Here is a 14,103-nt window from a genome sequence, read left to right on the forward strand (position 1 = left end):
AACTTCAACTGCGCAGAATAATCACTGTACGACATATCAACGTCCTCCTTCTTAGCCGCATAAGGCCATTTTCATCACACCGCAAAATAATGAATATCCATTATTTAATCACGCTAAAAATAACACCGAATATTATTAATAACACTCGTGAATATATGAGTGGCAAATAAAAAAAACAGCCGAGAAAAATAATAAAAAATAATTTTTATAAGAATAAAAAACTGAACTCACCAATCGAAATATAATAAATTAACCTCCTTGAATCCCCTTTCCCAAACCTAACACAATCGCGTGTAGCCACTCAACTACAGCTGAATAAATAATAGCAATCTCTAATATAAAAAGATTGCTTATTATCAACTCAATTACATGGACAGTTATATTAATTATGAAAAATAGAATTAAGACGCAAAAAATATCTCCGGTGAATGTAAATCATATCCAAGAAAACTCGATTTTAAGAAAAAACAAGAGTCCTCTTGCTACTTTCGTTGCTACTGCACTGTTTGTTTTTGGTAGTGCTCATGCAATAGCCGCACCTGAAGATAAACCCACCTATGATCAAACAATAGGTACAGATGAAGAATATGCAAGGTTAGAGATTACCGGTGATCAAAGGGTCGATAATATGGTAATTCATCATGGTACCCTTCATATATCTGGAAAGGCTAAAGCTTATAGTACAACAGTCCACGACAAAAGTGAGTTATTTTTATCAGGTCACATGCCATCAGCTTTCGATACGCAAATCGAAAGTGGTGGCTCACTTTTCCTTTCTACTGGAGCCACTGCTGACAATACTATCGTTAAGCCCGGAGGAAAAATTTCTATAGGGACACAATCTTCAATGCTGAGCAACTCCACGATAGAAGGCATATTAACATTAGGTGGTTCAGTGCAACTGGAAGGTCGAACTTACTTCCTCCCTGGTTCTAAATTAGAAATTGAGGCTAATGATAATGATGATGATGAATTTGACTTAATAAATAATGGGGAAATTATTTTCTCAAACAGTATGAAAATAGCAGCTGGAATAAAAGGTGATGGAAAAATAACAATACAGAAAGACCCATCAGGCATCAATCCAGATAACACAGAACTAATCTTAATTGGCCGGAATATCAACGATCCTGATGACGCTGATTATGACTACTCAGGGGACACATTTTTAATGGATGGTAGCACTCTTCAAATAAAAGAGGCCACTTTTCATAACAGTCCAATTAGAAGTAACGCTCCGAACCCAGAAGCAACAGAACTCTGGATTGGCGAAACCGGTTCTGATAATAAATCTTATCTACGAACAGTTATACAGGGGGGCACTAATGTTTCTATTCTTAATAATAGCCAGTGGGACATGACTGGAGCATCCTCTATTCATAATTTGAATTTATCATCACGTGGAATAGTTAATCTTAGTCATAATAACAAGCCAGGAAATATATTAACCATTCATGGGAATTATAATGCTGACAACCAAAGTCTATTGGAATTTAATACACAATTAGGCGATGATGACTCACCAACTGACCGCATGATGGTTAGCGGAAATACCTCTGGAAAAACCAATGTCAAAGTCAATAATATTAGGGGTGCTGGGGATAAAACCAATTTAGGTATCCTTTTAATCCAAGTGCTCGGCAATTCAAATGGTGAGTTTATTCAATCGGGCCGTATTAAAGCGGGTGCTTTTGAATATAAACTAGGCCGAGGCGAAGATAATCTTCACAAAAATTGGTATCTGCACAGTAAATTAGCTGATTACGCCGTGGATAATAACAAACCAACGGATGCTGAACCAAACAATAATCCGCCCGCTAAGAAACCTTCTGAGCTACTCAACTTTTTTGTCAATGGGGCACTCAAAGCTATAGACGACTATAATGAGACCTCAGAAACAGCTCAACCACCTTTGTTTGAAGAAAAAAACCAACCAACTAATACAAATACCATTGCCCAAACCTCAAATGCTGATGCTGATAAGACAGACCCCGTTAATCTAGATAAAGAAAATGACGCTAAATTAGATAACGCTGCAGTACCAGCAGTACCAGCAGTACCAGCAGTACCAGCAGTACCAGCAGCACCAGCAGCACCAGCAGCACCAGCAGCACCAGCAGCACCAGCAGCACCAGCAGCACCAGCAGCACCAGCAGCACCAGCAGTACCAGTAGCAGCACCACCAGCAGTAGCACCAGCAGTAGCAGTAGCACCAGTAGCAGTAGCACCAGTAGCACCACCACCAGTAGCAGCAGCAGCAGCAGCAGCAACAGCAGCAGCAACATCATCACCAAGCCAGCCACAAGTTTATGCCCCTGAAAATGGCAGCTATATTGCCAATATTGTCATGGCAAGAAACTTGTTCAACACCCGTTTAGACGATCGCTCAGGCAGTTATCACTATAAAGATGCGAATGGACAATGGCGCACCTCCAGTATGTGGATACGCACCCAAGGGGGACGAAATAATTTTGGTCACGCCGTCGATCAATTAGATATCAACGGGAAATATTACTCAGTCCAGCTCGGGATGGATGTTATTCAAGAGGGGAGCGGACGTCTTGGTGTGCTAGCTGGGTTAGGTAAAGCGACAAACCACAGCCATTCTAAAGTAACAGGGTATTACTCCAATGGTGCCGTCAACGGCTATAACCTTGGTGTCTATGCAACCTGGTTACCTGAGCAAAAAGATAATACTGGCTTCTATATTGATACCCTGGCGCAATATAGCTGGTTTAACAATACCGTAAATGGCCAGGAGCAGGCGGAAGACAAATATAAGTCATCTGGTTTCACTACCTCAATTGAGAGTGGCTATACCTTTAAAATAGCAGAGACAAGCCAATTGGGTTATTTCATTCAGCCCAATGCACAAATTACTCTGCAGGGGATCCGAGCACAGACCCATAAAACAGCCTACAACGAATTAATCAGTGATGATAATAAAGGTCACATGGTCACACGTATTGGTGCCAAAACTTATCTGCAAACTATAAATAGTCAGGATAGCCAATTCATGCCTTTTATTGCCGTGAACTGGCTGCGCCAAAATAAAAATACTGGAGCAATCATTTCAGGACAACGTATTGAGAGTAAAAGCACCAACAGCACAGAATTCAAAATTGGCGTAGAGAGTAATATTGGCCAGCAGCTGAATATCTGGGCGACCCTAGATCACCAAATGGGCCGGTATAACGATAAAAATACCAATGCATTGGCAGGGATAAAATACCACTTCTAGCTGTCAGTAAAACGAATCCCGAATCGCTGATTCAAATCAGTGATTCGGGTAAGTGCGCGCCGCTAACACCCCTGCGGCTTCAAGCAACAGGAAAATACCCGAAGTCATTGGAGTCGCAGGTAGGCAGCAAGCAAATGCATTCCGATGAGCTTACAGCAGTAAGTGATTCGGGTAAGTGCGCACCGCTAACTCCCCTGCGGCTTCAAGCAACAGGAAAATACCCAAAGTCATTGGAGTCGCAGGTAGGCAGCAAGCAAACGCATCCCGATGAGCTAACAGCAGTAAGTGATTCGGGTAAGTGCGCGCCGCTAACACCCCTGCGGCTTCAAGCAACAGGAAAATACCCAAAGTCATTGGAGTCGCAGGTAGGCAGCAAGCAAATGCATCCCGATGAGCTTACATCAGTAAGTGATTCGGGTAAGTGCGCGTAACTAACACCCCTGCGGCTTCAAGCAACAGGAATACCCAAAGTCATTGGAGTCGCAGGTAGGCAGCAAGCAAATGCATCCCGATGAGCTTACATCAGTAAGTGATTCGGGTAAGTGCGCGTAGCTAACACCCCTGCGGCTTCAAGCAACAGGAAAATACCCAAAGTCATTGGAGTCGCAGGTAGGCAGCAAGCAAACGCATCCCGATGAGCTTACATCAGTAAGTGATTCGGGTAAGTGCGCGTAGCTAACACCCCTGCGGCTTCAAGCAACAGGAAAATACCCAAAGTCATTGGAGTCGCAGGTAGGCAGCAAGCAAACGCATCCCGATGAGCTTACATCAGTAAGTGATTCGGGTAAGTGCGCGTAGCTAACACCCCTGCGGCTTCAAGGACGCAGGGTATGCTGGGAATTTAGAAATCGCTATACGACATATCCAAACTCCCGGAACCACCGCCCTCTGAGCGGGATGAGGCTGTTTTCACTGCCTTCAGCACCATAAACTTCTGATTGGAGTCCAGAGTTTCGCAGTTACCAAACAAACGTTTAAGTTTGTGGAAGTAGTCCAGATGGCGATTCCCGACAATCATCAGCTCACCGCCCACTTTCAGGCAGCGCTTAGCATCACAAAACATCTGCCACGCAACATGGTCGCTAACCGCGTGCTGCTGATGGAAAGGGGGATTGCACAGCACCAATTGCAGACTCTCACGTTCGACACCCGCCAGCCCATGGCTCACCATAAACTCACAGCGCGACAAGTCTTGTGGCCGGTTATAGGTGATATTCAGCTCACTGGAGGCCACCGCCATATAGGACTCATCCACAAACAGCATCTCTGCCAGCGGATTTTGCTCCAGTGCGATCAAGCCAACCACCCCATTGCCACAGCCAAGATCCGCGATTTTACCGCTCACATCATACGGCAGGATCTCCATAAAGAAGCGCGCGCCGATATCCAGATTATTGCGCGAGAAAACGTTCGCGTGGTTATGGATAACATACTCGGTATTCGCCAGCGGCCAGTCCGTGGTTGCTGGGACTTCTGTCAGCGGCAGATCAGCCACCTCACAGTGGATCAACCGCGCTTTCTTCCAGGCCAGCGTCGTTTTAGTCGGCCCGAGGATGGTTTCAAACAGTTGCAGGGTCGAGTTATGCACGTCACGAGATTTTGCACCGGCAATAATCACCGTATCCGGCGCAACCACCTGGCGCAAAGCACGCAATTGCTGCTCCAGCAGCGCCAGGGCTTTAGGGATCTTAATCACCACCAGCTTAGGGGCCTCGGGCAAAGCATCAATGCTGCTCAGCAATGTGACGGCTTCTTCGTCCAGATGGTTTAAACGCAAATTATGCGCCGTGGCCAGTTGGCTCATATAAGAGTCACTGACACTGAATGGTCGATGCGCATGTAAGGCACAGGCCAGCGTACCAAACTGATCGTTAAATACCAGCACCGGGCGACCATCGATTTGGCTTAAGTCAATGTTTTGTAGCAGATATTCATCTGCTGCTTCCCACGCCTGTAGGGCATTGGAATTTTCTTGTGGCGGGAAACGCTCAAGTTCAAGGCTCTGCGTTCCCAGTAAGAGTTGGCTCATCACCGCTCCTGAATAATAAATTTGGGCTGTTTATCCCCTAAAACGGGCGATCAGTAAAATGTTTTTTTACTTAAATGGCATTTTATCGAAACTAAGGCCAGCAAAACAAAAAAACACTGAGATCATCCTAAGCAAAGCAGCCAAACAGATAGCTTAGTTAAACCTGTCTTTGATATGGAGATCATATCTTATTAATTATTATTTTAATGTCAAATCATTATCAATACATTCAATTTTTACCGGCTAAACATAGAATAGTTTCTCGAATATAAAATCGCATTACTAATTGATTTGCCATTATCACTAATTCATTTACTTAATTAAGTAACAAGTCACCATCAATATTAAAAACTAAAAAATTAATGATTTATCTTTAAATATTACAAGCAAAGTTATCACTCCAGCTTACGTGTTATTTCTATCATCGATAATGTCTATAGCCAGCAACTGAAGTATCAATTACCAGGAAGGTAAATAAATAATGTCCTTATTAAATTCTATACAGCCGGGCCCTTCTTCACTCCCCTCAAATTCATTTAAATATCATATCCCCCATCGTTTAGCACCTTGCGCCAAAGCCATTAGTATTCTGTTACTTATACTGAGCAATAACGCAGCATGGGCGAGTGTTGATATTGGAAAAAAAGAAAGCGAGCAATTGGCTCAGATGCGGAAGATGGCGCGACACTATACCCACCTAGAGAATGAAGCTAATCAGGAGAGACTGCATCCAAATCAGAGCCAAAAGGAAAAATTAGAGTATCTGCAAAAACAGATCCACCAGCAACGGGAACAACTGAATAAAATGCACCCGAAGTGGGAGGAGAAAATCAATAAGGAGCAGAAACAGAAATATTGGGATCAGTATGACCAAGAACAGGCCGTGCAGGAAAAGACTACAAAAACTAAGAAACCTTTGCCCACTAAAGTTCCTGTAAAAACAGGCAATGCACCGCAAGCAACGAAACCTAAACTGCCTGCCCCCAAAATCACAGCCAAAGCAAAACCTGTAGCAAAACCTGTAGTTAAACCTGTAGCTAAACCAGCCCCCATGATTGGAGATAACCCACAGATCGGTAGCTATATCGCGAACCAGATAGCCGCTCAACAGATGTTTACCACCGATGACCTACAATATCGCCAGAGGGAAGCTCTCTACATTGACCCAATAAGCAGTAAGAAAAAAACGACCAATATGTGGTTGAATAGCTCTAGCGCCACAAACCATTTTCATTCGGGCGACAAACAGCTGCATACAAAAAGTTCTCGCTACACTATCCAACTCGGCGGGCCACTGAGCAAATGGAGCAGTGGCGGAAACGATCAGGGGCTTCTGGGTATCACTGCCGGTTTAGGTCGGGCCAAAAGCAGTAGCTATTCTGCTTCTTCTATTACTTTGTCCCTGGGATCGGTAGAGGGCTATAACCTTGGCCTATATAATATCTGGTATGCCAATAATAAAACTAAGCTCGGGCCTTATGTTGGTTTGCTCACGCAATACAGTTTTTTCAAAAATCAAATTAAGATGCCCGGCGATCAAGTGGCCACGAATTATAGGTCTTATCTATTAACTAATACATTGGAATCAGGTTACACCATTCAGCTGATCGAAAAAGAGAAGGTCAGATTCTCTATACAACCAAATATGAAAGTATCCTCGCAGCGTGCCAGTGGGCTGACACATCAGGAAAGCACTGGAACACAAATAACCATCAAGGAGAACAGCTCCATCGCGACCAAATTAGGTGTACGCACAGCACTGGAATTTGATGTTGATACTTCATCGGCTAAAAAGCTGCAAGTCAGCCCCTCCTTTGAAGCTAATTGGAAACATAACCGCACGAGCGAAGGTGTCTGGCTAAACCACACCCATGTTACACCACAAGGTTATCGTCATATTGCTGAACTGAAATTGGGTATTGAAAGTAAAATCAGCAACAACCTACAGCTGTGGGCGAATGTAGGCCAACAATTCGGCCAGCATAAATACGCCGAGACGCAGGCCATCATTGGGGGGAATTACCACTTTTAAGTTCCCGCTTTAGCTCAAAACGACCAATGCTGGCAAAGTATGATAGTGATGCTGGTATTGGTCATTTTTTGTCTAAACAACAGGAAAACGTTATTATCAGGCTATCAGCACTATCAATAGATTCATCAAATTAGGCAGAGCAAATACATATGCAGGAACTAAGCTATCTGCAAGGTTATCCCGAACAGTTACAATCCCAGGTACGCCAACTTATCACTGACCAGCGGCTGGGGAGTGTATTGCGCCAGCGATACCCACAACCTCATGATTTAAATACAGATAAAATGCTGTACCAATATACGATTGATCTAAAGAACCAGTATCTGCGCAATGCTCAACCACTGAGTAAAGTTGCCTACGACAGCAAAATTCAGGTTATGAAACATGCGCTTGGCTTGCACACTGCGATTTCCAGAGTGCAGGGGGGCAAATTAAAAGCCAAAGCAGAGATCCGCGTCGCCACGGTGTTTAAAAATGCCCCTGAAGCTTTTCTCAAAATGATAGTGGTGCACGAACTGGCTCATTTAAAAGAGAAAGATCACAACAAAGCATTCTACAGTTTGTGCTGTCATATGGAGTCGCAATATCATCAGCTAGAGTTTGATACTCGCCTCTATCTGACACACTTGGATCTTTTTGGCACGATTTACTAGCATTTACAGGTAAATCGGAGAAAACCCATCGGTGACTCCAGGGTCATGATAATCTGGCCGTTCACGTGTTTTTCTTCTGTAGGAATGGAGTTCACTATGATTCGTTTAGCCGTTATTGGCACCAATTGGATCACCGCGCGCTTTGTTGATGCTGCCCACGAAAGTGGCAAAATAAAACTGGTCGCGGTTTACTCCCGTAAACGGGATCAAGCTGAAAAGTTTGGTGCTGATTATAACGTTACTGAATGCTTTGATGATCTGGAAGCGCTGGCGGCGAGTGATCAAATTGATGCAGTGTATATCGCCAGCCCGAACTCCTTACATTACCCTCAGGCTAAACTGCTCCTTAGCCATAAAAAACACGTTATTTGCGAAAAATCATTGGCCTCGAATCTGGCAGAGGTCGAATCACTGGTCGCCTGCGCCCGCGAGCATCAAGTGGTTCTGTTTGAAGCCTTTAAAACAGCCTATCTACCTAATTTTATTCAGTTAAAACAGTCACTGCCGCGAGTGGGTAAACTGCGGAAAGCTTTTATTAATTTCTGTCAGTACTCCTCCCGCTATCAACGCTATCTGAATGGTGAAAATCCCAACACGTTTAATCCGGCGTTTTCTAACGGCTCGATCATGGATATTGGCTACTACTGTCTGGCCAGTGCACTGGCATTGTGGGGTGAGCCAAAATCAGTGCTCGCAAGTGCAAGCCTGTTGCCCAGCGGGGTGGATGCCCACGGCACTATTTGTCTGAATTACGGTGATTTTGATGTGGCTATCATCCATTCGAAAGTCAGCCAATCAGATATTCCTAGTGAAATTCAGGGCGAAGATGGCTCGTTGGTTATCGAGAGCATCTCTGAATGCCAATCCGTGGCTTTTACGCCACGCGGCAGCCACTCACAAGACCTGACGCAACCGCAGCATATTAATACTATGCTGTATGAAGCTGAGGTTTTTGCCAATCTGGTTGAAAATAAGCAGGTGGAACACGATGGGTTGCAGCTATCACTACTGACATCCCGTATTCAGACGGAGATTCGCCGTCAAACCGGCGTTATCTTCCCGGCAGATACCCAGCCGCCAGCGATAAGTTAATTTTTTGTTTCAGTGATTGACCCGCAGGCCGTTTTCTATTATTTTTGCGCGGCAAAGGGGAGTAACTTCATTGCCGGTTTGCCGTCATTACAGTGCGAAAGCACCCGGTTACCGGGCAACCTCATTAATGTACCAGTGCCTGTTTAGGGCTTTTGCATTAGTAGAGTTGTAAGTGAGACCTTGCCGGAAGGCGAGGTTTGCTTGCAGCTCAGACATAGCGGCTGGCGTCTTCCGACGTTGGCCGTTTTTTGTTTTTATGAGGTTCCTTAATGATGAATACCGTGGGTACTCCCTTACTGTGGGGTAGTTTTGCTGTTGTGGTGACGATCATGCTCGCCATCGACTTACTGTTGCAGGGCCGCCGTGGCTCGCAAACCATGACACTGCGCCAGGCAGCTTGCTGGTCATTAGTCTGGGTTAGCTTGTCTTTGCTGTTTAACGCCGGTTTCTGGTGGTATCTGGCCGAAACCGTCGGTCGTGAAATTGCCGACAAACAAGCGCTCGCCTTCCTGACCGGCTATCTGATTGAAAAAGCACTGGCGGTTGATAACGTCTTCGTCTGGCTGATGCTGTTTAGCTATTTTGCTGTCCCTGCCAATTTGCAGCGCCGTGTACTGATCTACGGCGTACTGGGTGCGATTGTGCTGCGTACCATCATGATCTTTGCCGGAAGTTGGCTGGTGTCGCAATTTAGCTGGATCCTCTATCTATTCGGGGCCTTCCTGCTGTTTACCGGTATCAAAATGGCAATGGCGAAAGAAGACGATACACCGATTGGCGAAAAACCACTGGTTCGCTGGATTCGTAACCATCTGCGCATGACTGACGAGTTGCACGGCGACCGCTTTACTGTGCGTAAAAACGGCCTGCTCTACGCCACGCCACTGGTGCTGGTATTGATTCTGGTTGAGTTGAGTGATGTTATTTTCGCCGTCGACAGTATTCCGGCCATCTTCGCCGTTACAACTGATCCCTTTATTGTGTTGACCTCTAACCTGTTTGCCATTTTAGGCCTACGCGCCATGTATTTCTTGCTGGCAAACGTGGCAGAGCGCTTCTCCATGTTGAAGTACGGCCTATCGGTTATTTTGGTGTTCATCGGTGTCAAAATGATGATTATCGATCTGTTCCATATCCCTATCGGCATTTCGTTAGGTGTGGTGGCCGGTATTTTGGCTCTGACATTATTGATTAACCTTTGGGTGAATCATCGTGCAGACCGCCACTCTGCAGCAGATAAAGCTGACCATAAATAGTCCCTTTAGCGACACAATATATTATGCGGGGTGATTATAACCCCGCACTTATTTTGCACTTCGCTCCATCAGCCAAATGTTATTGCGATCACATAAATGTAAACAAAATGTTATGCAAATTTGATCTCTATTGGATTTTGCTGATTGCCTCTTTCCTGCCCAATAGATTCCCTTATACTGTCAATGCAAACACACCCAGTTACAAATAATACTAAGTTACAGGTGTGGGAATAATCGCCTGGCCACGTTCCGGCTCAGGCGTTGATCGACTAAAAATAAAACAAGTTCAACTTGGGAAGAGGCATCACTGGAAAACTATGGAAAAGACACCTTCTGGATTCATCGGATTTATTATCCGCGGCAGCTTAGTGAAACAGATACTGGTCGGTTTGATTGCCGGTATTATTTTAGCGTTAGTCTCTACCCCAGCAGCAACGGCTGTCGGCCTGCTCGGTACACTGTTTGTTGGCGCATTAAAAGCGGTGGCACCCGTTCTGGTGTTAATGCTGGTAATGGCCTCAATTGCCAACCATAAGCAGGGGCAGAAAACCAGTATCCGCCCTATTCTGTTTTTATATTTGTTAGGCACTTTTTCAGCGGCACTGATTGCCGTGGTGATTAGCTTCCTGTTCCCATCAACCCTCATTCTGGCGACCAGCACTGCCGAAATTACCCCGCCAAGTGGGATTGTCGAAGTGTTGAAAGGTTTGCTGAGCAGTGTGGTCGCAAACCCAATCCATGCACTGCTGAATGCCAACTATATTGGTATTTTGGCCTGGGCTGTGGGGCTGGGTGTTGCCTTACGTCATGCAGCTGATACCACCAAAGCATTGATTAATGATATGTCTGATGCCGTAACCAAAGTGGTACGTGTGGTTATCCGCTTCGCACCACTGGGTATTTTCGGTCTGGTCTCCTCAACCATGGCAGAAACCGGTTTTGGCGTGTTGTTAGGGTATGCACAGCTGTTGGTGGTCTTGATAGGCTGTATGTTGCTGGTAGCATTAGTGGTTAACCCATTGATTGTTTACTGGAAAATCCGCCGCAACCCCTATCCATTGGTGTTTGCCTGCCTGCGCGAAAGTGGCGTTACCGCCTTCTTTACCCGCAGTTCAGCCGCTAACATTCCAGTGAACATGGAGATGTGCAAGAAGATGAACCTGAATGAAGACACCTATTCGGTCTCCATTCCATTGGGTGCCACCATCAACATGGCGGGTGCGGCGATTACCATCACCGTGCTGACACTGGCGGCAGTTCATACTCTGGGTATTCCCGTCGATCTGCCAACTGCCCTGCTGTTAAGTGTGGTCGCGGCAATCTGCGCCTGTGGTGCATCCGGTGTGGCCGGTGGCTCACTGCTGCTGATCCCGCTGGCATGTGGCATGTTTGGTATTCCGAACGAAGTGGCGATGCAAGTGGTGGCGGTTGGTTTCATTATCGGCGTATTGCAGGACTCAGCTGAAACTGCGCTGAACTCCTCAACCGACGTGTTGTTTACTGCCGCGGCCTGTCAGGCTGACGATGCAAGACTGGCGGATCCAGATCCGCTGGCGAGTCGTAAAATCGTCTGATATTGATCGCTATAATGATTATCGGGGGCTTATGGCCCCCGTTTTTATTGGGCCGCTTCCTCTTTCGTCGCTTTTTTCTCCACCTTAAAAGGGTCTATCCCTTTTAATTGCAGCCGACGGAAACGGATAATATTAAACCCGTTTAACAGCAAGAAACTGCCTTCAATCAATGACCCACCAATAGACCCCAGCCAAACATTATGGATAAGCCAGCAGACAGTGGATATCCACATCACGCAACGGGTTGTCAGGCCACGGGTGCGGAACATGGCCCAGGTACTGATCACAGTACCAAAAATCGGTAATATCTCTATCGCGTGCTGCATACGCCAAAGACCAAATGCCAGTGTTAGGATGATAAACACAATCATCGCAATATTGCTGCGGGTTTTGGCGGCCACCAGATTGCGCAATGCATTAAGCATGGCGCTGCTACCGGCGGCACTGGCCCCCATCAGAAAGAAATGGCAGCCAATAATGGCACTGTAGGCGGAGAGTTGAAGTTTGAAACGCCGCTCATCGCGGTTGAAGAACATGGTGATACCGACAAAAAATGCCAGTACACCAACGGCTTGGGCAAACCAATAGAAGGTCATGGTAGGAGAGTCCTGGCGTGCGGCTGGCCGCACTGTGTCTTACAAATTAATAATCAATCCCCTTCGTACCTGGAGTACGGCGTCTTATTGATAAAAATAAAACGCCGTTTCATATTAATTAAAAACCATGCTATTTACAAGGTGACGCCACTTTTAAAGATCGCCAGTTCACGGAAATCGTTCACTTCATTGCGAGCGGGTTTGCCGTCTGCAATGTCAACTATCAGATCAACAAACTCAGTCAGTAAGCTCTCCATTGAGGTGCCATGAATCAGCTTACCCGCATCAAAATCGATCCAATGGGGTTTCTTGGCGGCCAGTTCGCTATTGGTTGCCAGTTTGACTGTCGGAACAAAACCGCCGTAAGGTGTGCCACGGCCGGTACTAAACAGCACCATATGGCAGCCGGCCCCGGCTAATGCGCTGGTTGCCACCGCGTCATTGCCCGGTGCGCTGAGCAAATTCAGGCCAGGACGTTGTAAGCGCTCACCATACTTCAGCACATCCACCACTTTGCTCTGCCCCGCTTTCTGGGTGCAGCCAAGGGATTTCTCTTCCAGAGTTGTGATACCGCCCGCTTTATTGCCCGGTGATGGGTTTTCATAAATCGGTTGGTTGTGCGCAATAAAGTACTGTTTGAAGTCGTTGACCATGCTGACGGTCTTTTCAAACGTGGCTTCATCACGGCAGCGGCTCATCAAGATGCGCTCCGCACCGAACATCTCCGGAACTTCAGTCAGCACCGATGTGCCGCCGTTAGCAATCACATAGTCGGAGAAGCGCCCTAGCAACGGGTTGGCCGTAATACCGGACAAACCATCAGAACCGCCGCACTCCAGCCCAAACTTCAACTCGCTCAATTTACCCGGAACGCGTTTGTCATCGCGCATCGCTTGATATAAGGCGCGCAGATGCTCGAGGCCCGCTTCGACTTCATCATCCTGCTGCTGGCACACCATAAAGTGCACTCGCTCTTCATCAACCTTACCTAGCGTGGTCTGGAAAACGTCCACCTGATTGTTTTCGCAGCCCAAACCAATCACCAACACCGCACCGGCATTCGGGTGACGCACCATGTTTTGTAGCATGGTGCGGGTATTTTCGTGATCCTGACCTAGCTGTGAACAGCCGAATGGGTGGCTGAACAGATAGACGCCATCAATACCTTCAGCGTCTTGCGTCTCTTTTAGGAATCGTTGCTGGATCTGGCGCGCGATCCCATTCACACAACCCACGGTTGGGACTATCCACAGCTCATTGCGGATACCCACGTTGCCATTGGCGCGGCGATAGATCTGCACCTCACGATCCGCCATTTGCGGCGGCAACTCACTGAACTCTGGCTGGTACTGATACTCATCCAGGTCGCTCAGGTTGGTTTTAGCATTTTGCGAATGAATATGTTCGCCCGGCTGGATCAGGGTTAATGCATGACCGATAGGCAAACCATACTTAACGATCATCTGGCCAGGTTCGATGGCGGTTAAGGCAAATTTATGCCCACGTCCCACCGGCTGAGCTAGCTTAACGCTAAACTCCCCGCATTCAATCACTTCATCAGCGGCCAGGTCTTGCAGTGCGACAGCAACATTATCCAACGGGTGAATTTTTATAATACTTTGCATAGTTA

10 protein-coding genes are annotated in these 14,103 nt (G+C 46.4%); 6 read left to right on the forward strand and 4 right to left on the reverse strand.

The window, feature by feature from the left end; all coding sequences use genetic code 11:
• Positions 1-388: 388 nt before the first annotated feature.
• Positions 389-3,241, forward strand: coding sequence for an autotransporter outer membrane beta-barrel domain-containing protein (locus HRK25_RS03685; protein WP_173361761.1), 2,853 nt, complete (start codon positions 389-391; stop codon positions 3,239-3,241).
• Positions 3,242-3,391: 150 nt separating this feature from the next.
• Here HRK25_RS03685 and HRK25_RS03690 read toward each other — a convergent pair whose 3' ends face one another.
• Both HRK25_RS03690 and rlmG read right to left on the reverse strand, forming a co-directional pair.
• On the reverse strand, positions 3,392-3,595 hold the full coding sequence (locus HRK25_RS03690; protein ID WP_099460400.1) for a hypothetical protein: 204 nt from the start codon (positions 3,593-3,595) through the stop codon (positions 3,392-3,394).
• A gap of 487 nt (positions 3,596-4,082) precedes the next feature.
• The gene (rlmG, locus tag HRK25_RS03695; protein WP_005277284.1) at positions 4,083-5,270 is read right to left on the reverse strand and encodes a 23S rRNA (guanine(1835)-N(2))-methyltransferase RlmG; all 1,188 of its coding nucleotides are present in this window, start codon (positions 5,268-5,270) and stop codon (positions 4,083-4,085) included.
• Between the two features lie 481 nt (positions 5,271-5,751).
• Here rlmG and HRK25_RS03700 point away from each other — a divergent pair, with 481 nt between their 5' ends.
• From HRK25_RS03700 to sstT, 5 genes are all read left to right on the forward strand, one after another.
• Positions 5,752-7,302, forward strand: a complete 1,551-nt coding sequence (locus HRK25_RS03700; protein ID WP_099460401.1) for an autotransporter outer membrane beta-barrel domain-containing protein — start codon at positions 5,752-5,754, stop codon at positions 7,300-7,302.
• Positions 7,303-7,451: 149 nt separating this feature from the next.
• Positions 7,452-7,955, forward strand: a complete 504-nt coding sequence (locus tag HRK25_RS03705) for a M48 metallopeptidase family protein (protein ID WP_005277273.1) — start codon at positions 7,452-7,454, stop codon at positions 7,953-7,955.
• Positions 7,956-8,051: 96 nt separating this feature from the next.
• Positions 8,052-9,047 (forward strand): Gfo/Idh/MocA family protein, encoded by a 996-nt coding sequence (locus HRK25_RS03710; RefSeq protein ID WP_005277270.1) that lies wholly within the window; start codon positions 8,052-8,054, stop codon positions 9,045-9,047.
• Between the two features lie 269 nt (positions 9,048-9,316).
• Positions 9,317-10,303 carry a TerC family protein gene (locus HRK25_RS03715; protein WP_005277265.1) on the forward strand — a complete coding sequence of 329 codons (987 nt, stop codon included), beginning with the start codon at positions 9,317-9,319 and terminating at the stop codon, positions 10,301-10,303.
• A gap of 317 nt (positions 10,304-10,620) precedes the next feature.
• Entirely contained in the window at positions 10,621-11,877 is a 1,257-nt protein-coding gene (gene sstT / locus HRK25_RS03720) for a serine/threonine transporter SstT (RefSeq protein WP_005277262.1), read from the forward strand.
• Between the two features lie 44 nt (positions 11,878-11,921).
• On the opposite strand, the gene HRK25_RS03725 is transcribed toward sstT, so the two are convergent.
• Positions 11,922-12,473, reverse strand: coding sequence for a YgjV family protein (locus tag HRK25_RS03725; protein ID WP_099460402.1), 552 nt, complete (start codon positions 12,471-12,473; stop codon positions 11,922-11,924).
• 134 nt (positions 12,474-12,607) lie between these two features.
• Positions 12,608-14,098 (reverse strand): UxaA family hydrolase, encoded by a 1,491-nt coding sequence (locus HRK25_RS03730; protein WP_005277259.1) that lies wholly within the window; start codon positions 14,096-14,098, stop codon positions 12,608-12,610.
• Between the last annotated feature and the right edge of the window lie 5 nt (positions 14,099-14,103).

Source organism: Yersinia bercovieri ATCC 43970, assembly GCF_013282745.1.
Taxonomy (GTDB): Bacteria; Pseudomonadota; Gammaproteobacteria; order Enterobacterales; family Enterobacteriaceae; genus Yersinia; species Yersinia bercovieri.

Coding starts and splice junctions, on each gene's coding strand:
- HRK25_RS03705 (WP_005277273.1), top strand. CDS start 7,452: ATGCAGGAACTAAGCTATCTGCAAGGTTATCCCGAACAGTTACAATCC.
- HRK25_RS03690 (WP_099460400.1), bottom strand. CDS start 3,595: ATGACTTTGGGTATTTTCCTGTTGCTTGAAGCCGCAGGGGTGTTAGCG.
- HRK25_RS03730 (WP_005277259.1), bottom strand. CDS start 14,098: ATGCAAAGTATTATAAAAATTCACCCGTTGGATAATGTTGCTGTCGCA.
- HRK25_RS03725 (WP_099460402.1), bottom strand. CDS start 12,473: ATGACCTTCTATTGGTTTGCCCAAGCCGTTGGTGTACTGGCATTTTTT.
- HRK25_RS03710 (WP_005277270.1), top strand. CDS start 8,052: ATGATTCGTTTAGCCGTTATTGGCACCAATTGGATCACCGCGCGCTTT.
- HRK25_RS03715 (WP_005277265.1), top strand. CDS start 9,317: ATGATGAATACCGTGGGTACTCCCTTACTGTGGGGTAGTTTTGCTGTT.
- HRK25_RS03685 (WP_173361761.1), top strand. CDS start 389: ATGAAAAATAGAATTAAGACGCAAAAAATATCTCCGGTGAATGTAAAT.
- sstT (WP_005277262.1), top strand. CDS start 10,621: ATGGAAAAGACACCTTCTGGATTCATCGGATTTATTATCCGCGGCAGC.
- rlmG (WP_005277284.1), bottom strand. CDS start 5,270: ATGAGCCAACTCTTACTGGGAACGCAGAGCCTTGAACTTGAGCGTTTC.
- HRK25_RS03700 (WP_099460401.1), top strand. CDS start 5,752: ATGTCCTTATTAAATTCTATACAGCCGGGCCCTTCTTCACTCCCCTCA.